Source organism: Vogesella oryzae (assembly GCF_902829295.1).
GTDB lineage: Bacteria > Pseudomonadota > Gammaproteobacteria > Burkholderiales > Chromobacteriaceae > Vogesella > Vogesella oryzae.
On the sequence record NZ_CADEPL010000030.1, the window covers coordinates 22,886 to 42,467 of the forward strand.

At 62.3% G+C, this 19,582-nt stretch carries 23 protein-coding genes; 14 read left to right on the top strand and 9 right to left on the bottom strand.

Features of this window, described 5'->3' with window-relative positions; genetic code table 11:
* The first annotated feature begins 8 nt into the window (after positions 1-8).
* The 4 genes from HU218_RS12120 (at position 9) to HU218_RS12135 (ending at position 2,621) form a co-directional block, all read left to right on the top strand.
* A complete protein-coding gene (locus HU218_RS12120) occupies positions 9-401 on the top strand; it encodes a hypothetical protein (RefSeq protein ID WP_174875200.1) in 393 nt (130 codons plus the stop codon).
* Complete coding sequence (locus HU218_RS12125; protein WP_174875201.1) at positions 398-688, top strand: DUF5658 family protein; 291 nt, start codon at positions 398-400, stop codon at positions 686-688. Before HU218_RS12120 ends, HU218_RS12125 begins: the two co-directional genes overlap by 4 nt.
* 58 nt (positions 689-746) lie before the next feature.
* Entirely contained in the window at positions 747-1,319 is a 573-nt protein-coding gene (locus HU218_RS12130) for a hypothetical protein (protein WP_174875202.1), read from the top strand.
* Positions 1,320-1,400: 81 nt separating this feature from the next.
* Positions 1,401-2,621: a hypothetical protein gene (locus tag HU218_RS12135; protein ID WP_174875203.1), complete on the top strand. Its 1,221-nt coding sequence runs from the start codon at positions 1,401-1,403 to the stop codon at positions 2,619-2,621.
* Here the strand turns inward: HU218_RS12135 and HU218_RS12140 are convergent.
* Positions 2,618-2,836 carry a hypothetical protein gene (locus HU218_RS12140; RefSeq protein WP_174875204.1) on the bottom strand — a complete coding sequence of 73 codons (219 nt, stop codon included), beginning with the start codon at positions 2,834-2,836 and terminating at the stop codon, positions 2,618-2,620. The genes HU218_RS12135 and HU218_RS12140 overlap by 4 nt on opposite strands.
* Before the next feature lie 95 nt (positions 2,837-2,931).
* Here HU218_RS12140 and HU218_RS12145 point away from each other — a divergent pair, with 95 nt between their 5' ends.
* From HU218_RS12145 to HU218_RS12160, 4 genes are read left to right on the top strand one after another with little or no spacing between them, the layout of a single operon-like run.
* Positions 2,932-3,474: a deoxynucleotide monophosphate kinase family protein gene (locus tag HU218_RS12145; protein ID WP_174875205.1), complete on the top strand. Its 543-nt coding sequence runs from the start codon at positions 2,932-2,934 to the stop codon at positions 3,472-3,474.
* Positions 3,462-4,019, top strand: coding sequence for a glycoside hydrolase family 19 protein (locus tag HU218_RS12150; RefSeq protein ID WP_174875206.1), 558 nt, complete (start codon positions 3,462-3,464; stop codon positions 4,017-4,019). Before HU218_RS12145 ends, HU218_RS12150 begins: the two co-directional genes overlap by 13 nt.
* A gap of 2 nt (positions 4,020-4,021) precedes the next feature.
* Positions 4,022-4,549, top strand: coding sequence for a lysis system i-spanin subunit Rz (locus HU218_RS12155; protein WP_174875207.1), 528 nt, complete (start codon positions 4,022-4,024; stop codon positions 4,547-4,549).
* A gap of 29 nt (positions 4,550-4,578) precedes the next feature.
* Entirely contained in the window at positions 4,579-4,833 is a 255-nt protein-coding gene (locus tag HU218_RS12160) for a hypothetical protein (RefSeq protein WP_174875208.1), read from the top strand.
* A 77-nt stretch (positions 4,834-4,910) separates the two neighbouring features.
* Here HU218_RS12160 and msrB read toward each other — a convergent pair whose 3' ends face one another.
* The 4 genes from msrB to HU218_RS12180 all read right to left on the bottom strand — a co-directional run bounded on the left by msrB (position 4,911) and on the right by HU218_RS12180 (position 8,459).
* Positions 4,911-5,312 (bottom strand): peptide-methionine (R)-S-oxide reductase MsrB, encoded by a 402-nt coding sequence (msrB, locus tag HU218_RS12165; protein WP_174875209.1) that lies wholly within the window; start codon positions 5,310-5,312, stop codon positions 4,911-4,913.
* 47 nt (positions 5,313-5,359) lie between these two features.
* Complete coding sequence (locus HU218_RS12170; RefSeq protein WP_174875210.1) at positions 5,360-5,998, bottom strand: histidine phosphatase family protein; 639 nt, start codon at positions 5,996-5,998, stop codon at positions 5,360-5,362.
* Positions 5,999-6,075: 77 nt separating this feature from the next.
* The gene (locus tag HU218_RS12175) at positions 6,076-6,948 is read right to left on the bottom strand and encodes an AEC family transporter (RefSeq protein ID WP_174875211.1); all 873 of its coding nucleotides are present in this window, start codon (positions 6,946-6,948) and stop codon (positions 6,076-6,078) included.
* A 146-nt stretch (positions 6,949-7,094) separates the two neighbouring features.
* Positions 7,095-8,459, bottom strand: coding sequence for a deoxyguanosinetriphosphate triphosphohydrolase (locus HU218_RS12180; protein WP_246211060.1), 1,365 nt, complete (start codon positions 8,457-8,459; stop codon positions 7,095-7,097).
* Between the two features lie 251 nt (positions 8,460-8,710).
* Here HU218_RS12180 and HU218_RS12185 point away from each other — a divergent pair, with 251 nt between their 5' ends.
* Complete coding sequence (locus HU218_RS12185) at positions 8,711-9,940, top strand: MFS transporter (RefSeq protein WP_174875212.1); 1,230 nt, start codon at positions 8,711-8,713, stop codon at positions 9,938-9,940.
* Positions 9,941-9,946: 6 nt separating this feature from the next.
* On the opposite strand, the gene HU218_RS12190 is transcribed toward HU218_RS12185, so the two are convergent.
* Entirely contained in the window at positions 9,947-10,822 is an 876-nt protein-coding gene (locus HU218_RS12190) for a hypothetical protein (protein WP_174875213.1), read from the bottom strand.
* Positions 10,823-11,134: 312 nt separating this feature from the next.
* Here HU218_RS12190 and HU218_RS12195 point away from each other — a divergent pair, with 312 nt between their 5' ends.
* Entirely contained in the window at positions 11,135-11,620 is a 486-nt protein-coding gene (locus HU218_RS12195) for an AtaL-like protein (protein ID WP_174875214.1), read from the top strand.
* A gap of 102 nt (positions 11,621-11,722) precedes the next feature.
* On the opposite strand, the gene mnmH is transcribed toward HU218_RS12195, so the two are convergent.
* Positions 11,723-12,763, bottom strand: a complete 1,041-nt coding sequence (mnmH, locus tag HU218_RS12200) for a tRNA 2-selenouridine(34) synthase MnmH (RefSeq protein WP_174875215.1) — start codon at positions 12,761-12,763, stop codon at positions 11,723-11,725.
* Between the two features lie 20 nt (positions 12,764-12,783).
* On the opposite strand from mnmH, the gene selD reads away from it, so the two are divergent.
* Complete coding sequence (selD, locus tag HU218_RS12205; RefSeq protein ID WP_174875216.1) at positions 12,784-13,824, top strand: selenide, water dikinase SelD; 1,041 nt, start codon at positions 12,784-12,786, stop codon at positions 13,822-13,824.
* Between the two features lie 81 nt (positions 13,825-13,905).
* Here selD and HU218_RS12210 read toward each other — a convergent pair whose 3' ends face one another.
* On the bottom strand, positions 13,906-14,481 hold the full coding sequence (locus tag HU218_RS12210; RefSeq protein WP_174875217.1) for a flavin reductase family protein: 576 nt from the start codon (positions 14,479-14,481) through the stop codon (positions 13,906-13,908).
* A 14-nt stretch (positions 14,482-14,495) separates the two neighbouring features.
* Positions 14,496-15,146: a GntR family transcriptional regulator gene (locus HU218_RS12215; RefSeq protein WP_174875218.1), complete on the bottom strand. Its 651-nt coding sequence runs from the start codon at positions 15,144-15,146 to the stop codon at positions 14,496-14,498.
* Between the two features lie 209 nt (positions 15,147-15,355).
* Here HU218_RS12215 and HU218_RS12220 point away from each other — a divergent pair, with 209 nt between their 5' ends.
* The 3 genes from HU218_RS12220 (at position 15,356) to HU218_RS12230 (ending at position 19,550) form a co-directional block, all read left to right on the top strand.
* The gene (locus HU218_RS12220) at positions 15,356-16,693 is read left to right on the top strand and encodes a glutamine synthetase family protein (protein ID WP_174875219.1); all 1,338 of its coding nucleotides are present in this window, start codon (positions 15,356-15,358) and stop codon (positions 16,691-16,693) included.
* A gap of 59 nt (positions 16,694-16,752) precedes the next feature.
* On the top strand, positions 16,753-18,111 hold the full coding sequence (locus HU218_RS12225; protein WP_174875220.1) for an aspartate aminotransferase family protein: 1,359 nt from the start codon (positions 16,753-16,755) through the stop codon (positions 18,109-18,111).
* A gap of 140 nt (positions 18,112-18,251) precedes the next feature.
* Positions 18,252-19,550 carry a methyltransferase domain-containing protein gene (locus HU218_RS12230; RefSeq protein ID WP_174875221.1) on the top strand — a complete coding sequence of 433 codons (1,299 nt, stop codon included), beginning with the start codon at positions 18,252-18,254 and terminating at the stop codon, positions 19,548-19,550.
* The last annotated feature ends 32 nt before the right edge of the window (positions 19,551-19,582 follow it).

Sequence of the window (19,582 nt, forward strand, 5' to 3'; positions counted from 1 at the left end):
GGAAAATCATGAAATACCCTTACGAAGTGCTGGTGCGGCTGTCGGCCGCTGGCGTGGTCGGTGCCCATGTGGTGTTTGCCGCCGATATGGAAAACCCGCTCACGGGTGAGGTGCAAACCCAGATCGGCAATGCCGAGCCGTTGGCGCTGGCCGATGGTCAGGCTGGTTTGTCGCTGGCCGAAGTGCTGGGCACGGTGGCCTCGCAAGCGCTGCTGGATCGTGAATCGGCCGTGGCTGCGGAGGCGCTGGCGCAGCAGCAGCTGTCTGCGGCCAACCAGGTGCTGCAGGAAGTCACTGCCGAGCGGGATGCCGCGCAGTCCAGCATCGCCACCCTGCAGGCGCAGATCGTCCAGTTACAGGCTGCGCTGTTGGCGGTCGGTGTGCAGAGTGCTGCGCAATGAGTGTTCTGATCATCCTGCTGATAGCGCTGCAACTGGCCGACATACTGACCACCGTGTATGGCTTAAAACTGGTTGGTGTCCGTGAGGTCAATGGCCTGCTGGCGCCGGTCATGAATTGCATGGGCGTGCTGCCATCGCTTCTGCTGTTCAAGGGGCTATTCGTCGCACTGCTGCTGATCGTGCGCCCGCCTGACTCGCCGTGGCTATGGCTGCTTGCGCTGTACTACGCCGCAGTCATCATCAATAACTGCCGCACCATCATCCAGGCCCGCAAATCGCGGGCCTGATGCATTTGTGGCGCATCAATCCCGGCGGCAGGCCGGGTTTTCATCCAAGGGGGAAATAATGGCGCGATTCAAGGCGGGACTATGGATGGCGGTGGGGGTGTTTGTAGCCGGCGTTATCGCCGCGTTGACCTTCCGGACTGCGCTGGCGGCTGTCGTGGCCACGGTGCTGGCCAGCGTCAGCGGCCTGGCGTATGCCGGTGCCAGTGGTGCAGGCAAGGCGGGCGCGGTGGGGGCTGGGGTGCATCTGCCGGCCTTTATCGGGTCGCTGTTCGGAGCGGCGCTGCAATGGCAGCAGACGCAGGGGCGGCCCAATCCGGAGCGGGTGTTGCTGGCGGTGGTGTCGATGGTGTCGGCGTACTTCGGTAGCCTGCTCACCGCCGAGCTGTGGCCGACGCTGGGCGCTGGCGCGGTGGGGTTGGGTGGTGTGATTGCGGCCAACCTGGCGGTGCCGATGATCGATGCGCTGCGTGTGCTGCTGCTGGCCGTGCGCGATGCGCTATTGGCGCTGCTGCACGATATTCCGTGGCTGCGGCGGCTGATTTCCAGCCGACTGGGCGCGCCGGCTGCTGCGGCGCAACCGCCATCCACAGAAACGGTGGATAACCCTGTGCAAGACCATGCCGGCGGCTAGTCCCGCAGTACTTGCTCATGCTGTTGCGTAAAAAATAACCAGCCCGCCATGCGCGGGCGTTTTGTTTTGAAAGGGTGGCTGATGGCTAAGAAAGTCAGCGAAGCGGATTTCCTGCGGCTGTTGGAGCAGCACGATGTGGCCGAGGTGGCGCGGCAGCTTGGCATCAGCGACCGCGCGGTGCGCAAGCGTCGCCAGCGCATCCGCGAGCGTGGCAATGTGGCGGCGGTCCAAGCTGCCGCGAAGCCGGAGGCCAAAGCCACAGACCCGGAAGTGCGCGCGCTGCGAGCCCAGTTGCGGGCGATCACCAGCGAGAAGCTGGACGCAGACTACGTGCGCCGCAAGATCATCGGCTTGGCTAAAGCGCCAATTGACACGCCGGACTGGCTGGTGCAGCGCCGCGCGCAGGCTGGCGACCTGGGTGTGCCAACCTTGTTTGCCAGCGACTGGCACTGGGCCGAGAAAGTGGACCCGCGTCAGATCGGTGGCGTCAACGAGTATGACCTGGCGATTGCCCATCGCCGCGCCCGCAAGATGATCGAGCGCACCATTCATCTGCTGCGCAACTGCATGGCCGGCGCCAGCTATCCGGGCATCGTGTTTGCGCTGGGTGGCGACATGGTGAGCGGTGATATTCACGAAGAGCTGCAGGCCACCAACGAAATGGAAATCATGCCCACGGTGCTGGATCTGGTTGGGGTGCTGCAGTGGTGTATCCAGCAGCTGGCAGACGAGTTCGGCAGGGTGTTCGTGCCATGTGTGTCCGGCAACCACGGCCGTAACACCAAGAAGATCCGCGCCAAGGGGCGCAACCATACCAGCTTCGACTGGCTGATGTATGGCATCCTGGCCAAGCTGTTCGAGGCGGATCCGCGCGTCACCTTCCTGATTCCGGAAGGGTCGGACGCCAGCTGGCGCGTCTATGGCATGCGCTACCGCCTGTCGCACGGTGATCAATTCCGCGGTGGCGACGGCATGATCGGTGCGCTCGGGCCGATCATCCGTGGCGATCACAAGAAGCGCAGCCGCGATGGCCAGATCGGCGAAGGCTACGACGTGCTGATGATCGGCCACTTTCACCAGCTCATCCAGCTGCAGCGCCTGATCGTCAACGGCAGCCTCAAGGGCTACGACGAATACGCCTACGCCAATAACTTCGGCTTTGAGCGCGCGCGGCAGGCGCTGTGGATCACTCACCCGGAGCATGGCATCACCTTCAGCATGCCGGTGAATGTGGATGACGCGCCAAAGTTGGCCGCAGACGAGGCGGCGGCGGGGTGGGTGAGCTGGCGGGATTGTGCTTAGAGGATGTAGCTCAGTAGTAGCGCGCCAAGGATGAAAACTGCTGCTGCAGCTACCTTGCCGGTCCCCCATGCTTGTGACCTGGCTTCGCGCTCGTCGCCAAGCTCCAGCCGCGCGTGGTGCAGCGCCATCTGGTAGACCACGATATCGATGATGCCGGCAAAGCCTGCCAGCCAGAAAAATGGCGTGATTCGATCGAGAAACGGTTGCAGGTCCATGTCGCTGTCTCCTGGTGGTTGTCGACCAGCTTAACAAACCATTTGCATATTTCAAGCCCCGCCAAGTGCGGGGTTTTTCCTTTTGTGGAGAGGCTATGTTGCCGAAAATCGTCGTCCTGGCCGGTGTTGCCGGTTCGGGTAAGTCCACCATCGCGGCCGAGTTGGTCAAGCATGGCTATCAGGTAGTCAAATTCGCCGGCTTGCTCAAGGACATGATCCGCGCGCTCGGCTTGACCGATGCCGAGATCGAGGGCGATCTGAAAGAAAAACCGTGCGCGTTGCTGGGCGGACAAACGCCGCGTCACGCTATGCAGACACTCGGCACCGAGTGGGGGCGGGAACTCATCGCACGGGATATCTGGGTCAATGCCTGGCGGCGCAAGGTCGAGGCGGTGCTGGCAAGTGGCGGCCGGGTGGTGGTGGATGACTGCCGTTTCCCCAATGAGCTGAACGCTGCGCTGGCGCTGGGCGGCGTGGCCGTGCGTCTGGTGCGTGATGGTGCTGGCACGGTAGCGCATGCCAGCGAAAGCGGGCTGGACGAAGTGAAAATGCCGGTGGTGTATAACGACCATCTTCCCCCGTGCGTGGCGGGTGATTTGCTGCGTTTGCTGCCGGTGATCGCGCCATGCCGCTGCTGACCACTGAAAACCAGCTGACGCTGATCCTGCCCCTCGCCAAGCCCGCCGCCGTGCGGGCTTTTTTGCGCCCATTGATCGATGCCATGGCGGCATTCGGTATCAACACCGTGGCGCGGCAGGCCGCCTATCTGGCGCAGATCGGGCACGAGTCCGGGCAGTTCAACTTCCTGCATGAGCTGGGCGGAAATGCCTACCTGGCCAAGTACGACACCGGAAAGCTGGCCGCGCAGCTGGGTAACACGTCAGAGGAGGACGGCGACGGCCAGCTGTACTGCGGGCGCGGCCTGATCCAGATCACCGGCCGCCGCAACTATGAGCTGTGCGGCTTTGCGCTGGGCGTCGACCTGGTGCAGCAGCCGCAATTGCTGGAGCAGCCGCTGTTCGCTGCGCTGTCGGCGGCCTGGTACTGGCACAACAACGGGCTCAACGAGCTGGCCGACAAGGGTGCGTTCGACGCCATCACCCGCCGCATCAATGGCGGCCAGAACGGCCGCGACGACCGCCGCGCCATCTGGGCGCGGGCAGGGCAGATTCTGAAAGGTTGAACATGTGGAGAAAAGCCATCCCCTGGCTGGTGCTGCTGGCCGCGCTGGCCGGCTCGCACTGGTGGGCATACAGCCACGGCAAGCAGGTTGTCACGCTCGCCCGCGACCTGGCCGATGCCACGCGTGAGCGCGACAACAACGCCACCATTAACGACCTGCAGCAACAGCGCCGCCGCGACGATGCCGTCGCCGCCACCAAGCTGTTGGCCGCAGAAGAAAGCTACCGAAAAGGATTGCTCGATGTTCAAGCCGAGAAGAACCGCATTCTTGCTGACGCTGCTGCTGGCCGGCTGCGCCTGTCCATCCCCGTCAAACCTGCCAGCTGCCCAGCTGCAGGCACTGCGGCCAACGTTGCCGAAGGTGGAGCCGATCCAGCGCCACGAGCCGAACTTTCTGACGCGGCTACAGAATTTCTTGTCGGACTCGCCAGCGAAGCCGACGCCGTAGCGGTGGAGTTGAACCGCTGCGCGGATAGGGTTGATGTGCTTGAAACCCATCTGCGTGGGTTATTTGCGGGCACCGGTGGTTGATCTGGCGGTTTTGCTGTAAGTTATTGAATATGAATGGCTGGATTGCATTGCAAATCCGTGCAGGTAAGTCGTGGTGGGGTTGTGTTGGTCGGCGTGCCGCCTGTCGCCGTCGCGACTTGGATATAGTGGTAATCTACGTGGTAAGAATTGCAAAAACTCCGCCATTGATTCCTGTTAAATCAACTGCTTATCTGTTTTGTTGTACGGACACCGCTTCCGCCAAGATTCAAATTAAAGCCCTGAAATTCAGGGCTTTTTTTGTTTGGTCGATTCTTCCGATTTAGTCAAATCTGGCCGTCAGATAAACTGGCAAGTCTTTATCTTCTTCATGCCGGCCAGACACGGCTTTCTGCGATTTTTATTATTCTGCTTCTTCCACAAAGTGTAGTGCCACAGAATTGATGCAAAAACGCTCCCCGCTGGGGGGGGGGCCATCCTCGAAAACATGTCCAAGGTGAGCATCGCACCGCGCGCAGCGGACTTCGGTGCGGATCATGCCGTGGCTGGTGTCGCGCAGGCGGACAATGCTGCCGGGGATGGCTTCTTCCCAGAAGCTGGGCCAGCCGCAGCCGGCGTCGAATTTGCTGCTGGAGCTGAATAGCAGGGCATCGCAGCAAATGCAGTGGTAGCGTCCGCGTCGCTGGTGAAAGTAATGTTCGCCAGTAAACGGTCGCTCGGTGCCGGCTTCGCGGGTGACGTGGAATTGCTCCGGCGTGAGCTGTGCGCGCCACTGTTGTGGTGTCTTGAAGACTTTGTCGCTCATGATGATCTCCTGGCAGAAGGCAATAAGTCGGTAAAAGCCGTGATTGCTTACAGTTCGTCCAGTGATTGTGTCAGGTGTGATTCGTCGGCCCAGCGTTCCAGTTGCCATTGCTGTCCGTCATGGCTCAGCCAGTTGAGCGCGGCATTGGGAATGGGTACCCGGCGTTGCTCATGCAGGGGTTGGCCGCAGGCGATGCGGTAGACCACGTCCAGTACGCCACCGTGACTCACCAATAGCACGGTCTCGCCGTGGTGGTCGGCGGCGATGCGCTCCAGGGCGGTGCGGACCCGCTGGGCAAACTGGTTCAGGCTTTCTCCGCCTTCCAGGTCATGCTCTACATTGCGGTTGGCGTAGGCTTGCCACGCGACGGGCTGTGCGCTGGGGCCTTCATGCAGGGCGATGCCCTGCAGTGCGCCGAAGTGCCGTTCGCGCAGGTCAGACAGCAAGGCGATATCCAGCCCCAGGGCACTAGCAACCGGTAGGGCGGTACGGTGGGCACGACTCAGGTCGCTGCTGTACAGGGCGTCGAAACGTTGGCCGCGCCGTTGCAGGGCCTGGGCCAGATGTTCGGCCTGCGCTTCGCCCCTGCTGTTGAGTGGAATGTCGGTCTGGCCTTGCAGGCGGCGCTCGGCATTCCAGGCGGTTTCGCCGTGGCGCACCAGGCAGAAGCGGGTCAGTTTGGTCACGCGGCCTCCGGAGGCAACAGATGAAAATGCGGCGAACCGGTCGCCGCAGTGCAGTACAGACTGTAGCCTGCCTTGGGCTACAGCGCAAAAGCCAGACCGAGCGGCACGAACAGCAGGCTCAGCAGGTTGCCGAGCAGTACGATGGATGCCATACGGTCGGCTTCCTGCTGATACAACTCCGCCATCAGGAAGTTCAATACCGCCGGTGGCAGGGAGCCAAACAGCATCACCAGTGCGGCCTGGTTGGTGTCCAGTTGCAGTAGCGGAATGGCTGTCGCAGCGGCAAGCAGGCCGGTTAGCGGGCACAGCACCGCGCCCAGCAGGCCGATATGCCAACCCTTGAAGCTGACGTCTACCATGCGCACACCCAGCGCAAACAGCATCAGCGGAATGGTGATTTCGCCCAGCATCTTGAGGCCGCGCATCAGCCAGTCCGGCAGCTGCCAGCCGGCAAGGCCGAACAGCAGGCCGAGGGCGGTGGCCAGTACGATGGGGTTCTTGCCGAGGCTGCGCAGGCTGGTGCGGCTGCTGAAAATGAAGGCGCCCAGGGTGAAGTGCAGCAGGTTGGAGATAACGAACAGCACTACAAAGGCATTGAAACCTTCACGGCCGAAGGCCAGCAGCGCCAGCGGCAGCCCCATATTGCCGCAATTGTTGAACATGACCGGCGGCAGCAGGGTGCGTAGACTGATGCCGGTCAACCGGGCTATGGGCCAGCAAAGCAGGCCGGAGACCACAACGATCAGCACTGCCGCCGGCATCAGCTTCCATTGTGCGGCAAGATGGAAGTCCTTTGCTGCCAGCGCCGAAAACACCAGTAGTGGCACGCAGACATCCATATTGAGCTTGTTGGTGGCGCGCATGTCCGGCCGGCTATGGCGGGCATACAGCCAGCCAATCACGATAATGACCAGGACCGGCAGGATGATGGAGAGGATGCGTTCAAACATGCTGCTGCTCGCTAGGGTGGCCGCTCATTGTGCGCTGATCGGCCAAGCCTTGGACTAGGGGTTTCCCGTGGTTTGGCACCAATATGTAGCACGCTTTGTTCGGCTGCCGGCCGCTCTGTACATGGCGGACCGGCAGCCGCGGGTAGCTACAGGATGCCGACGCCGGAAATTTCGCGTGCCAGGTTGGCCGCATAGTTGTCAGTCATGCCGCCGATGTAGTCCAGTACTGCCATATAGGCCAGGTACAGGCTGCCGCCGTGCTCCGGCTCTGCCGGCAACAAACCTAGCGCCAGCACCTGACGGGCGCTCAGTGCCTGCGGTCCTTGCGTGACCTTGGTGTAGACCGCCGGCACCACGATATCCAGTACTGTGCCGATGCAGGGGTAGGATGCCAGTTCGGTTACCAGCTTGGTGCGGTGGCGGTAGACCTTGTGGCTGGCCAGCTCCTTGGCTGCCAGCAGGGTTTGCTTGATGTCGGGGGCGCACACGTCGATCAGGTCCTTGCCCTGGAAGCTGCCGTCAAGCAGTGTGTCCTGATGCAGCATGAACTTTTCGGCAACCTCGGCCACGCAGCGGCCAACGGCAATGCCGCGCAGCATGGCGCACTTCTGGGTGATGTCCTCGGTGCGCCATACCCGCTCCATTTCGCCGAAGTGGCTGAACAGGGCTTCAAACTCGTGGACATCGAGGATGCCGATTTCCACTGCGTCTTCCAGGTCCAGAATGGCGTAGCAGATGTCATCGGCGGCTTCCATCAGGTAGGACAGCGGGTGGCGGGCCCACTGCTTTTCGCCTTTGCGGATCAGGCCCAGTTCGGCAGCAACGCGTTCGAAGTAGGGCAGCTCGGTGCGATACAGGTTGAATTTGCCGCGGGCCTGGGCCGGAGGCGCATCCGACGTCCACGGATATTTGATCAGGGCGCCCAGTGCCGCCGAAGTCAGGCGCATGCCGCCCTCGCCGCGATACATCTCCAGGGTGGCGACCATGCGCAGGCCGTGGGCATTGCCTTCATAGGTCTGGATGTCCTGTCGCTCGGCTTCGCTCAGACCGTGCAGCCATTGGCTGTGGGCCGGGTCACGGAACCATTCGCGAAGCGCATCTTCGCCGGTGTGACCGAATGGCGGGTTGCCGATATCGTGGGCAAGACAGGCAACCTGTACTGCACCGCCAATATCGAACGGGGTGTAACCGTCAGGCAGGCTGCCGGCGGCCTGCAGCATGGCGCCAACGCGGTTGCCAAGGCTGCGGCCAACGCTGGCAACTTCCACGCTGTGGGTTAGCCGGTTATGGGTGTGGTCGTTGTGGGCGAGCGGATGGACCTGGGTTTTGCGCCCCAGGCGGCGGAAGGCGCTGGAGAACACCACCCGGTCGTGGTCGATGTGAAAATCGCTGCGCAGGCCGGCAGCACCTTCCAGCGTCGCCGGTGTGCGGGTTTCACAGATGGCGCCATCGCGAACCTTGAAGCGGCGGGTGGATAGCAGTTGTTCCCAGTGCATGCGGCTGGAGCTCATGATGGCGTTCCGGTGATGGTGTGTCCGCATGATGCCAGAAACATAGCCGCTGCTGCAGTGCGGGCAGTCAGCCGGATGCGTGTCAATGACTTTGGCATGTATAATCGACGCCTTTTTTTTGTGGCGGCCTACTAGAGTGGGTTCTGTCGGCCAGCCTGCCGGCTGGGTCAGGATACGCCTGCTGATGCACGCGCTAATATGCATGCCAGCCGTTGCCTTTACGCGCGGCAATTCCTTGTAAAGATGATTACGTGATAGTTGCACACCCGAAACTGATTCTGCTGGCGGTATGCCTGGTGGCGCTGATGAGCACCGCGGGCGTGGCCATGCCATACCCGATCCTGGCGCCGATTTTTGTAAAGGCGCCTGCGGATGCTTTCAACCACTTTGCCGGCCTGCCGCCAAAGCTACTGCTGGGGATCGCGCTTGCGGCCAACCCGCTGGGTATTCTGTTGGGGAGTACCTTCATCGGTGCGCTGTCGGATCGGCTGGGTCGCCGCCGTATCCTGCTGGCAACCCTGGTGATGACGCTGCTGGGTTATTTGCTGACGGCCTGGGCGCTGGATATGCGCTGGTATCTGCTGTTTTTGTTTGCGCGTTTTCTTACCGGTGTGACCGAGGGCAATGTTGCGGTGGCGCGGGCCATCGTGGCGGATTTGCATCCGCAGCTGGATCGGTCCCGCAGTTTTGCCATTCTGAATGCCGTGCTCTACATGGGGTGGCTGGTGGGGCCGATGATCGGCGGCTTTACCTTGCCGCTGGGTGAGCCGGTGCCGTTCCTGATCGGCGCGCTGACCTTGTTGCCTTGTCTGGCGATCCTGCTCTGGGTGTTGCCGGAAACCGGCGAGGCCAAGGGTTTGCAGGGCTTGTCGCTGCTTGAGGTGGTGTGTCGGCAACATGCTTTCAGTCTGCTGCGGCAGGACAAACTGTTAGCGGCGATGTTCTGGATGCAGTTGCTGTTTGCGCTGGGGGTAAACGCTTTCTACGAGTTCTACCCGCTATGGCTGGTGGAGTTTGCGCGGCTTGGCAGTACCGGCATTGCCTGGGTGACGGCAGGCTTGTGTCTGTTGATGGCGTTATCCAGTGCCACGCTAGGCAGACGGGGTCACGGTAGCGAGCCGCTACAACTGGCGCGGCGCAATGCCTTGCTGGTTGCGGTGGGGCTGCTGGTGCTGGCCGTATTGCCCGCAGTGCCCGGCATATTGCTGATGGTAGCGCTTGGTTTGCCGCTGGCGATCTACAACGCCTTGCTGCCGGCTTGGTGTGCCGAGCAATTTGCGCATCACGGGCAGGGGGCGGTAATGGGGCTGCTGTCCACCGTGTTTTGCATCAGCAATGTGCTGGTGGCGCTGTTGGGCGGTGGTCTGACCCTGCTGGATACCCGGCTTACCATCGCTCTGGGGGGCGGGATGTGCCTGCTGGCGGTGTGGCGGCTGGGCCGGTTGGCCGCATGGCCGGTAACGGCAAAACAGGCGGCCTGATAGCTGTTACAGACTGAGCGCCGGGCGCTGTTTGCCGATTTTACGGTGTGCCAATGGAATCTCGTAGCCCAGCATGAAGAGCGCGGCTTCCAGATGGCGCAGCGCATTGGCGCCGCTACACCAGGATGCTGTGGTCTTTTTCAGTGCCTCGCAGGCAATCCAGCCGGCCTTGATTTTCCATTCGGCGTGAAAGCGGCTGCGATTGGCCAGCTGCTTGAAGTGCAGCAGGTCAGTGCTGGGGTTGCGGTTCATGGTCGAGGCGCCGGGGGCCCACGGAAAACACAATGCCTCCGGCAGCAAGATGCGGCGGCTTTCGCAAAACTGGCGGGCCAGGAAACCCATGGCGGCGCCGATGCGGCCGTCGTACATCATGATGTTGTCGCCGGCCAGCGCATATACCTTGGTGAAGCCGGCGTTCATGCGTAAATCGCCATCAAAGGCGGTGGTGTCAGGCTCGGGCGACTGCAGAATCGCCAGGCTGCTACCCATTTTTTGCAGCAATTGCTGGCTGTTAGCTACTGCCCAGTCGCGGTTGAAGGTGTAGAGCTTGATGACTTTGCCGCCGGAGCCCCATAGCAGGGCGTCGTCGATGACAGCAACCAGTGCGGCACTGTCGCCAGCGCGCATGGCATCGCGCAAGCGCAGGCGGTACTGGTCAAGCAGGGTCTGGTTTTCGTCGAAATACTGGCCGTTCCAGTAGAAACGCTGGAACGCTTCTTCTAGCGTGCTGGCATAGAATTCACGGTCATAATCGGCCGGCAGAATCTTGTCCCGTACGGTGAACTGGTGGGCGCCAAAACTTTCACCGTCGAGCCAGCGGGTAAGCTGAGAAGTGAATTCGATGACGGCTGGCTGGTGCAGGTATTGATTCTTGCTGGTCATTTCTTGTGGTGGTCCGTGATTGGTGTGCGGACTTTGTCTGCCGGTAGCGGGGTCTGCCAACGTTGGCGAGGCTAGCCAAGTATTCTCGCACACTACTTTCATTATACAAACCAGCAATATGCAAAATGCATTTCATAAAAAATCAATAAATCTCAGTGGTAACTTTTATTAATCATTTGCTTTAATCATGGTTTGATTAAAGTTTAAATATTGGTGTTTGCTTTAAAATGTACGGCACCGCAGGTGCTATTTTTGTTGTTTTTTAGCGACTGACTTACAATTCAAGCATCAGATACAGGGCGTGAGTCGCAAATGAAATACGAACACTTGGTTCAGATGTTCAACCCGCAACCAGTGGGGTTGACCATCAGTCGCTCCCAGCTATGGCAGGGGCTGGTATTGCGGGCAGAAGACCCGCAGCGCTTCGACGAAAACATCAGCGAAGCGCGCATTCTGGAGCGCAGCGAGGATGTCTTGTTGCGAGAGGTGCAGTTTGGCGGTCTGGTTGTGCGAGAGAAAGTGATCTTCACCGAGCTGCTGGAGGTGCACTATCACACCGAGCCCAGTGACCAGCACATCGGTGGCCAGATGAGTATGCGTATCGAAGAGCCGCGCCCTGGCGAGCTGTTCCTGCGCTTCTGCTACATCAATGATTTGCCGGAAGTGCCGAACGTGACCGATAGCAACGACCCCAGCTATTTCGTGCCGTACCTGAAGTCGGCCTATCACCAGGCCGACATGCAGACCGCGAAACGCATCCTGGAGTTGGCCGTCGAGGGTGTGTTGGGCAGTAGCTAGCAGCTAGTGTTGCCCCAAAAAAATCGCCACCGGGAAGGTGGCGATTTTTTTCGTGGGTGCGTGCCGGCATGCGGCCAACGCGGTGGCCAGCCATGGGCCGGATTACAGCGTGGCTGCCAGTTGCAGTGCCACAGCCGCCAGGCTGTCGCTGTCCAGTGCCGGTATCTGGATGGTCTGCTGGCCGGCGGTGTAGTGCTTGCCTTGCGAGCGGCGATACAGCGGGTCGTAGTGATTGAGCAGTAGCTCGCCAACCAGTGTGTCGAAGTCGCCGCTGCGCGCCATGGCATTCCAGGTCTCCAGCTGAGCCTTGCTGTAGACATTGCGCAGGAAGCCCAGCTGGGTGACCAGCAGTTCCGGTTGGTTCAGGTAGAACTCGTAATCCTGCTTCAGAAAAGCCACGCGTTCCTTGAGTGGCACTTCCACCTGCAGACAGGGGCTGGCATGCATGCGGCTGAACAGTGCATCCGGCAGCGACACAAAGCCGATCTTCTTGCTCTCCGCTTCCACGAATACCGGGCAGGAGAAGTCGAGCGCCTTGATGGCGGCAACCAGCTGGCTGTCGAAACCTTTCTGGCTGGGTTGCTCGCTATCTGGTAAGCGGCCCAGTACCGAGCCGCGGTGTACCGCCAGCCGCTCCAGATCCAGCACTTGCGCGCCGGCCTGCGCCAAGGCATCCAGCAGGCGGCTCTTGCCGCTGCCGGTGGGGCCGCCGATCACCCGCAGATCCAGCTGTGTGGGCAGGGTGGCCAGCTCGTCCAGCACCTGATGGCGATAGGCCTTGTAGCCACCTTGCAGCTGGTGCGCCGCCCAGCCGATCTGCGCCAGGATGATGGCCATCGAGCCGGAACGTTGCCCGCCGCGCCAGCAATACACCAGCGGTCGCCACGACTTGGGGTGGCCGGCAAACTGTTCATCCAGATGGCGGGCGATATTGCGGGCGGCAATGGCGGCGCCGACCTTGCGCGCCTCGAACGGCGACACCTGCTTGTACAGCGTGCCGACGCGCACGCGTTCCTCGTCGCTCATCACCGGGCAGTTGATGGCGCCGGGGATGTGATCCTCGGCGAATTCCGCCGGTGTGCGCACGTCGATGATCTCGTCAAACTGGGATAGCTGTGCTACGGTCGCGGCCTTGAACAACATGGTTTTGTGGGCTTCTTTACATGGCTGATATCAGATTGACGCAATTGTCTCACGGCGGCGGTTGCGGCTGCAAAATCGCACCGTCCGTGCTGCAATCGATTCTTGCCGGCGCCAGGGACCAGCTGCCGTATCCGGACTTGCTGGTCGGGCGCGAAACCAGCGATGACGCCGCGGTTTACCGCCTCAATGATCAGCAGGCGCTGGTGGCGACCACCGATTTCTTCCTGCCCATCGTCGATGATGGTCATGACTTTGGTCGCATTGCCGCCACCAACGCTATTTCCGACATTTACGCCATGGGTGCCACGCCGATCATGGCGTTGGCCATCGTCGGCATGCCGGTGAACACCCTGCCGGTCGAGGTGATCCGCGACATTCTGCAGGGCGGCGAGTCCGTGTGCCGTGAAGCGGGCATCCCGATTGCCGGTGGTCATTCCATCGACGCGCCGGAGCCGATCTACGGCCTGGTGGTGATGGGGTTGATGCACCCGGAACAGATCAAGCGCAACTGCGATGCCAAGGCCGGCGACGTGCTGATCCTGGGCAAGGGTCTGGGCGTGGGCGTGCTGGCGCAGGCAATGAAGAAGGGTCTGCTGGACGATGCGGGCTACCGTGCGCTGATTGCCTCCACCACCCAGCTTAACAAGGTGGGCGGCCAACTGGCGCCTCTGGATGCGGTGCATGCGCTCACTGACGTTACCGGTTTTGGCCTGCTGGGGCATTTGCTGGAAATCTGCCGTGGCTCCAACCTTGCTGCGTATGTGGACATAGCCAGCGTACCGGTGATCCGTGAGGCGCGCGGCTTTGCCGAGCAGGGCATCGGCCCGGGTGCTATCGAGCGCAATCTGGCCAGCTTCGGCGCCGACGTGCACTGCGCCGACAGCGTGGCCGAGTGGCAGCTGCGGGTGCTGGCCGATGCGCAGACCAGCGGTGGCTTGCTGGTGGCGGTAGCGCCGGAAGCGGCGGAACAGGTGCTGCAGCTATTCCACGCCGCCGGCTTCGGGTACGCCAGCCGCATCGGCGTGCTGGCCGACGGCGCGCCGGCTATCCACGTCAGCTGAAATGGTTGCGGCCAACGTTGGCCGCATCGGCAGCAAAAAGGCAGACCCTAGGGTCTGCCTTTTTCTATTGCCGCAGCGGAGTCAATCCGGCTGCGCGATCTCGAATGCGTCGCCGATGGCAAAGAAGTGCCCGCCGGCGATGTAGTGCAGCGTGCGCTTGGCATCGTCTGCTATCGGTTGCCAGTGCCCGTCCTTGAACAGCGCCGGGTCGGCCCAGGCGGAGATGACTTCGCCGATGAACAGGTCGTATTGCTGCTGGTTGTGCGTCTCGCGCAGCAGCTTGCACTCCAGCCAGCCGGCGCAGCCGGCCACGTGTGGCGCGGCAACAGTATGGCCTGGCTCGGCAGAGAGACCGCTGGCGGCGAATTTGTCGGCTACTTGCAGCCCGCTTTCCGAGCCGACCTGCAGTACGGCGGCGGCCTGCGCCTTCACCGGTACATTCAGAACAAACTCGCCGGAAGCCTCGATCAGCTGGCGACTGAGCGTGGCCTTGTCGATCACCACCGCCACCTTGGGCGGGTTGAAATCCAGCGGCATGCTCCAGGCGGCAGCCATCACATTGGCGCGGCCTGCATGGGCGCTGGTCACCAATACCGTGGGGCCGTGGTTGAGCAGGCGATAGCATTTGGCCAGTTCGACTGGCTGGTAGTCCGGCATGGGGGCTCCGTGTTTCATGGCAGGCACAGGCGGCGCAGGTAGCTGCCGGCGGTGCGCAAGTCCTGGGCGATGGCGTCTCGTACGCCGTCGGCATCGTTATTTTGCAGCGCGGAAATCAGCACGCTGTGGGCGTCGTTCATGGTTTTCCACACCTCCAGGTCCTGGTGCAGCTGGTTGGAGATCGGGCCGACGTGTAGCCACACCGTCTCGATCAGCGACAGCAGTAGCGGCGAGTTGGCCGCCAGGTACAGCTGCAGGTGGAACAGCTCGTTGGCATCGAGATAGCCCTTCACATCGTCGGCGGCGATGGCCACATCCATCTGCCGGCACAGCGAAACCAGCTGCTCGCGGCCGGCGGCATCCAGCCGCTGCGCACCGAGAAACGCTGCTTCACCTTCCAGCAGGATGCGGTTCTGCAGAATGTCATCGAACTGTGCCACCGTCAGTTGCGGCACTGTCACCCCGCAGTTGGGGATGTTCACCAGCGCCTTTTCTGCGGCCAACCGTTGCAGCGCGGCGCGTACCGGCATCTGGCTGACACCCAGCTCGCTGGCGAGGTGGTTGATCTTCAGCCGCTCGCCCGGCAGCCAGCGCCCCAGCATCAGCATGTGGCGCAATTTGTCGTAGGTATCGTCCTGCAGGGTGGAGGCGGATTCGGTCTTCATGGTCGGCGGGCTAACAAGGTTGGCCGCCAGCATAGCAGAGCGGCAATCCACCGCAACTTTAAATTTGATCAAATGTTGACATGGCTATTTGATCAAATTTACGATGCGCAGCATACGCTGTTCTGCAGCCGTATCTGCCCGTTTGCCTGTGTAAGCAGAGCCGGTGTCAGCTGCGGTCAGAACAGCCACAAAACCGGAGGAGAACCAGCATGAATGAGCAACTGGCCGCGTTCATACGCGAGCACAACATCCACGAAGTGGAATGCGTGATACCGGACATGACCGGTATGGCGCGCGGCAAGATCGTACCCAAGGGACTGTTTCTGGCCGAGGACAGCATGAAAATGTCCAAGGCGGTGCTGACCATTACCGTCAATGGCGAATTTGCCGAGTTCGAGCGCTTTGCCGGCGCCAACGATCCGGACATGGTGTGCAAGCCGGATCCGGCTACCATCCGCCTGGTGCCGTGGGCGATCGAGCCGGTGGCGGTGGTGATTCACGACTGCGAGGACTTCGATGGTCGCCCGGTGGGCTTTTCGCCGCGTGCCGTGCTGCGCAAGGTGCTGAAGTTGTACGAAAACCGCGGCTGGCGCCCGGTGGTGGCGCCGGAGATGGAGTTCTACCTGATCCGCCAGAACACCAATCCGCACGAGCCGCTGCGTCCGCCATCCGGCCGCGCCGGCCGCTCCGAGGTTGGCCGCCAGTCGTTCTCCATCGACGCAGTCAACGATTTCGACCCGTTCTTCCAGGAACTGTCGGCATTTTGCGAAGCGGCCAAGCTGAATGTGGAAACGCTGATCCACGAGGTGGGCGCCTGCCAGATGGAGATCAACTTCAGCCATGGCGACGCGATGGCGCTGGCCGATCAGGTATTCCTGTTCAAGCGTGCGGTGCGCGAAACCGCCTACCGTCACAATATCTTTGCCACCTTCATGGCCAAGCCGATGGAAGGCGAGCCGGGCAGTGCCATGCACATCCACCAGAGCATCGTGGACAGCGAAAGCGGCGACAATATCTTCTCGCAAGCGGATGGCAGTGCCAGCGAACTGTTCTTCCACCACATCGGCGGCATGCAGAAATACCTGCCGCAGGCGATGCCGATGCTGGCGCCGTACGTGAACAGCTACCGCCGCCTGAGCCGCCACACCGCCGCGCCGATCAATGTGCGCTGGGGCTACGACAACCGCACCTGCGGCATCCGCATTCCGCCGTCCGGCGCCGCCGCGCGCCGGCTGGAAAACCGCGTGCCCCGCGTGGATGTAAACCCGTATCTGGCGATGGCGGCCACCCTGGCCTGCGGTTATCTGGGCATGGTGAACAAGATCGAGCCGTCGGCACCGATGAACGACAGCGCCTACGACCTTGACTACGAGCTGCCGCGCAGCCTGGAGGACGCGGTGGAGCTGATGCAGGATTGCCCGGAACTGGCCGAGATCCTGGGCGAGGAGTTCGTGCAGGCGTTCTGCGCGGTGAAGGAAAAAGAGTTCGAAACCTTCAATCGCGGCATCACCGCCTGGGAACGCGAGCACCTGCAGCTGCACGTATAACCGCTTGCGGCCAACGTTGGCCGCCGCCGGCACCAAATCAGAATGACAAGGAGAGCATCATGAGCACCCGCCACGGCATCAACTGGGACAAGGCCCAGGCGCTGTACCACGCCGAGCGCGACACTTTCATCAGCCGCATGCCGCGCTCGCGCGAGCTGTCGGCCAACGCTGCCGGCCATCTGCTGTTCGGCGTGCCGCTGCACTGGATGAACGACTGGTCGACACCGTTCTCGCTGTACGTCGCCGCCGCCCAGGGCGCGCGCTTCACCGACGCCGACGGCCACGACTATGTGGATTTCTGCCTCGGCGACACCGGCGCTATGTTCGGCCACAGCCCCAAGCCGGTGGCCGAGGCCATCGCCCGCCAGGCGCAGCGCGGCTACACCGCCATGCTGCCCAGCGAAGACGGCGTATGGGTGGCGCAGGAGCTGGCACGCCGCTTCGGCCTGCCGTACTGGCAGTTCGCGCTGTCGGCTTCGGATGCCAACCGCTTCGCCATCCGCTGGGCGCGGGCGATCACCAATCGCAGCAAGGTGTTGATCTTCAACGGCTGCTACCACGGCACGGTGGACGACGTGTTTGTCGATCTGGTGGACGGCCAGCCGCAAACCCGCGACAGCCTGCTGGGGCAGGTGTACGACATCACCCAGCACACCCGCAGCGTGGAATTCAACGATCTGGCGGCGCTGGAAGCCGCGTTGCAGGATGGCCAAGTAGCCTGCCTGCTGGCCGAACCGGCGATGACCAATATCGGCATGGTGCTGCCGCAGCCCGGCTTCTGGCAGGCGGCACAGGCGTTGTGCCAGCGTTACGGCACCTTGCTGCTGATCGACGAGACCCACACCATCAGCAGCGGCCCCGGCGGCTACACCCGCGCCCACGGTCTGCGCCCCGACTTGCTGGTGGTCGGCAAACCGGTGGCCGGCGGGGTGCCGTGCGCGGTATACGGCTTCAGCGAGGACACTGCCCGCCGCGCCGAAGAGGCCAAGCGCAACGCGCCGCCCGGCCATAGCGGCATCGGCACCACGCTCACTGCCAACCTGCTGGCGATGGCGGCGATGCGCGCCAACCTGGCGGAAGTGATGACCGATAGCGCCTACCAGTACATGTTCGCACTGGCGGAAAGGTTGGCCGCAGGCTTGCGCCGGGTAATTGAACAGCAGCAGCTGCCGTGGTGCGTCACCCAGATCGGCGCGCGTACCGAATTCCAGTTCACCGCCGTGCCGCCAGTTAACGGCAGCGAGGTCGACAAGATTCTGGATAGCGAACTGGAACATATCGTGCACCTGTTCCTGCTCAACCGTGGCCTGCTGATCACGCCGTTCCACAACATGATTCTGGTGTGCCCGGACACCACCGAGGCCGATGTCGAGCGGCTGGTGGCAGCGTTCGGCGACTTCGTGGCGGCGGTGAAGTAACGGCGCGTCTGTTGCTGTCGTGTGGGTGATAGTGCAAGGGCGTGCGGCCAACGGGCGCACGCCCTTGTTGTTGCCGGCATGGCTGGCAAGCCGCGGGCAAAATTCTTATAGTGGCCGCTTGATTACCCGCTACCCGTGCCATGTCTGCCGATAACACCCTGTTCCAGCTAGCCCAGCGCCAGCATCTTGCTGGCGATCTTGCCGCCGCCGAGGTGCTGTACCGCCAGCATCTTGCGGCCAACCCTGACGATGCTGCCGGTTTGCACTGGCTGGGCTGCGCGCTGCATCAGCAGGGGCGCGATGCCGAGGCGTTACCGTGGTTGCAGCAGGCGGTGGCGGCGAAGCCGGAGCCGGCGGCATGGTGGTTCAGCCTGGGGATTGTCTGCGCCAGCCTGCGACAGTTTGCCGACGCGGTGCTGGCGTTTCGTGCCGCGCTGGCCCGCGATGGTGGGCAGTACTTTTTCTGGACCAATCTGGGCGCCAGCGAGGCGGCGCTGGGTAATGGCGACGCGGCCGAGCAGGCGTGGGTGCAGGCCTTGCAACTGCAACCGGAGTTGCCGGATGCCTGGTTTTTGCTTTCCGCCCACCATGCGGCGGCCGGTGACGCCGCGTTGGCGCAGCAATGCAACTACCGCGGCATTGTCTGCGAAGGTGCCGCCAAGCACCCGCCGGCGACGCTGGCGCAGGCATTGAGCGAAATCGGCCAGCCTCAGGCAGCGCAGGCCTTGCTGCAGCAGTGGCTGCAGCGCGAGCCGGATAATGCCATCGCCCGGCACTTGCTGGCGGCCTGCGGTGGCGACGCGGTGCCACCGCGCTGCAGCGATGCCTATGTGCAGCAGGCTTTCGATCAGTTCTCTACCAGCTTCGAGCGCAAGCTGGGCGAACTGGGCTATCAGGGGCCGGCGCTGGTGGCGGCCCTGGCGGTGGAGCAGGGTTGGCCGCAAGCCGGCTGGCGCATCGCCGATCTGGGGTGCGGTACCGGTTTGATCGGCGCCGAGCTGGCGCCGTATGCCCGCTATCTGCTGGGGGTGGACCTGAGTGCCGGCATGCTGCGCGAGGCGCAGGCGAAAGGGGTGTACCAGCAGCTGCTACAGGCCGAGCTGGGTGCGTGGCTGACGCAGCAGGACGAGCGCTTCGACCTAGCGGTATGCATGGATACCTTCATCTACATCGGCGACTTGTCGCAGGTGCTGCCTGCCATCGCCCGTTGTCTGTCGCCAGACGGGATGCTGGTGTTTTCCAGCGAATTGCTGTCGGACACTGCAGCGAGCGGTTTCCATCTCAATAGTAGCGGCCGCTACAGTCATAGGCCGGAGTACCTGGCTAAGCAGTTGGCCGCAGCCGGTTTTGCCCGCTGGCAGTGCCGGCCGGTGACACTGCGGCAGGAGTCAGGCGTGCCGATGTGTGGCGAACTGTACTGCGCCTGGCGGCAGGCATGAAAAAACCCGGCGTATGGCCGGGTTTTGTTTGC

Coding starts and splice junctions, on each gene's coding strand:
- HU218_RS12180 (WP_246211060.1), bottom strand. CDS start 8,459: ATGAGCTCCAGCCGCATGCACTGGGAACAACTGCTATCCACCCGCCGC.
- HU218_RS12210 (WP_174875217.1), bottom strand. CDS start 14,481: ATGCCGGACTACCAGCCAGTCGAACTGGCCAAATGCTATCGCCTGCTC.
- HU218_RS12125 (WP_174875201.1), top strand. CDS start 398: ATGAGTGTTCTGATCATCCTGCTGATAGCGCTGCAACTGGCCGACATA.
- HU218_RS12135 (WP_174875203.1), top strand. CDS start 1,401: ATGGCTAAGAAAGTCAGCGAAGCGGATTTCCTGCGGCTGTTGGAGCAG.
- HU218_RS12140 (WP_174875204.1), bottom strand. CDS start 2,836: ATGGACCTGCAACCGTTTCTCGATCGAATCACGCCATTTTTCTGGCTG.
- HU218_RS12155 (WP_174875207.1), top strand. CDS start 4,022: ATGTGGAGAAAAGCCATCCCCTGGCTGGTGCTGCTGGCCGCGCTGGCC.
- mnmH (WP_174875215.1), bottom strand. CDS start 12,763: ATGTTGTTCAAGGCCGCGACCGTAGCACAGCTATCCCAGTTTGACGAG.
- HU218_RS12230 (WP_174875221.1), top strand. CDS start 18,252: ATGTCTGCCGATAACACCCTGTTCCAGCTAGCCCAGCGCCAGCATCTT.
- HU218_RS12130 (WP_174875202.1), top strand. CDS start 747: ATGGCGCGATTCAAGGCGGGACTATGGATGGCGGTGGGGGTGTTTGTA.
- HU218_RS12190 (WP_174875213.1), bottom strand. CDS start 10,822: ATGACCAGCAAGAATCAATACCTGCACCAGCCAGCCGTCATCGAATTC.
- msrB (WP_174875209.1), bottom strand. CDS start 5,312: ATGAGCGACAAAGTCTTCAAGACACCACAACAGTGGCGCGCACAGCTC.
- HU218_RS12175 (WP_174875211.1), bottom strand. CDS start 6,948: ATGTTTGAACGCATCCTCTCCATCATCCTGCCGGTCCTGGTCATTATC.
- HU218_RS12195 (WP_174875214.1), top strand. CDS start 11,135: ATGAAATACGAACACTTGGTTCAGATGTTCAACCCGCAACCAGTGGGG.
- HU218_RS12225 (WP_174875220.1), top strand. CDS start 16,753: ATGAGCACCCGCCACGGCATCAACTGGGACAAGGCCCAGGCGCTGTAC.
- HU218_RS12145 (WP_174875205.1), top strand. CDS start 2,932: ATGTTGCCGAAAATCGTCGTCCTGGCCGGTGTTGCCGGTTCGGGTAAG.
- HU218_RS12150 (WP_174875206.1), top strand. CDS start 3,462: ATGCCGCTGCTGACCACTGAAAACCAGCTGACGCTGATCCTGCCCCTC.
- HU218_RS12160 (WP_174875208.1), top strand. CDS start 4,579: ATGAATGGCTGGATTGCATTGCAAATCCGTGCAGGTAAGTCGTGGTGG.
- selD (WP_174875216.1), top strand. CDS start 12,784: ATGGCTGATATCAGATTGACGCAATTGTCTCACGGCGGCGGTTGCGGC.
- HU218_RS12120 (WP_174875200.1), top strand. CDS start 9: ATGAAATACCCTTACGAAGTGCTGGTGCGGCTGTCGGCCGCTGGCGTG.
- HU218_RS12215 (WP_174875218.1), bottom strand. CDS start 15,146: ATGAAGACCGAATCCGCCTCCACCCTGCAGGACGATACCTACGACAAA.
- HU218_RS12220 (WP_174875219.1), top strand. CDS start 15,356: ATGAATGAGCAACTGGCCGCGTTCATACGCGAGCACAACATCCACGAA.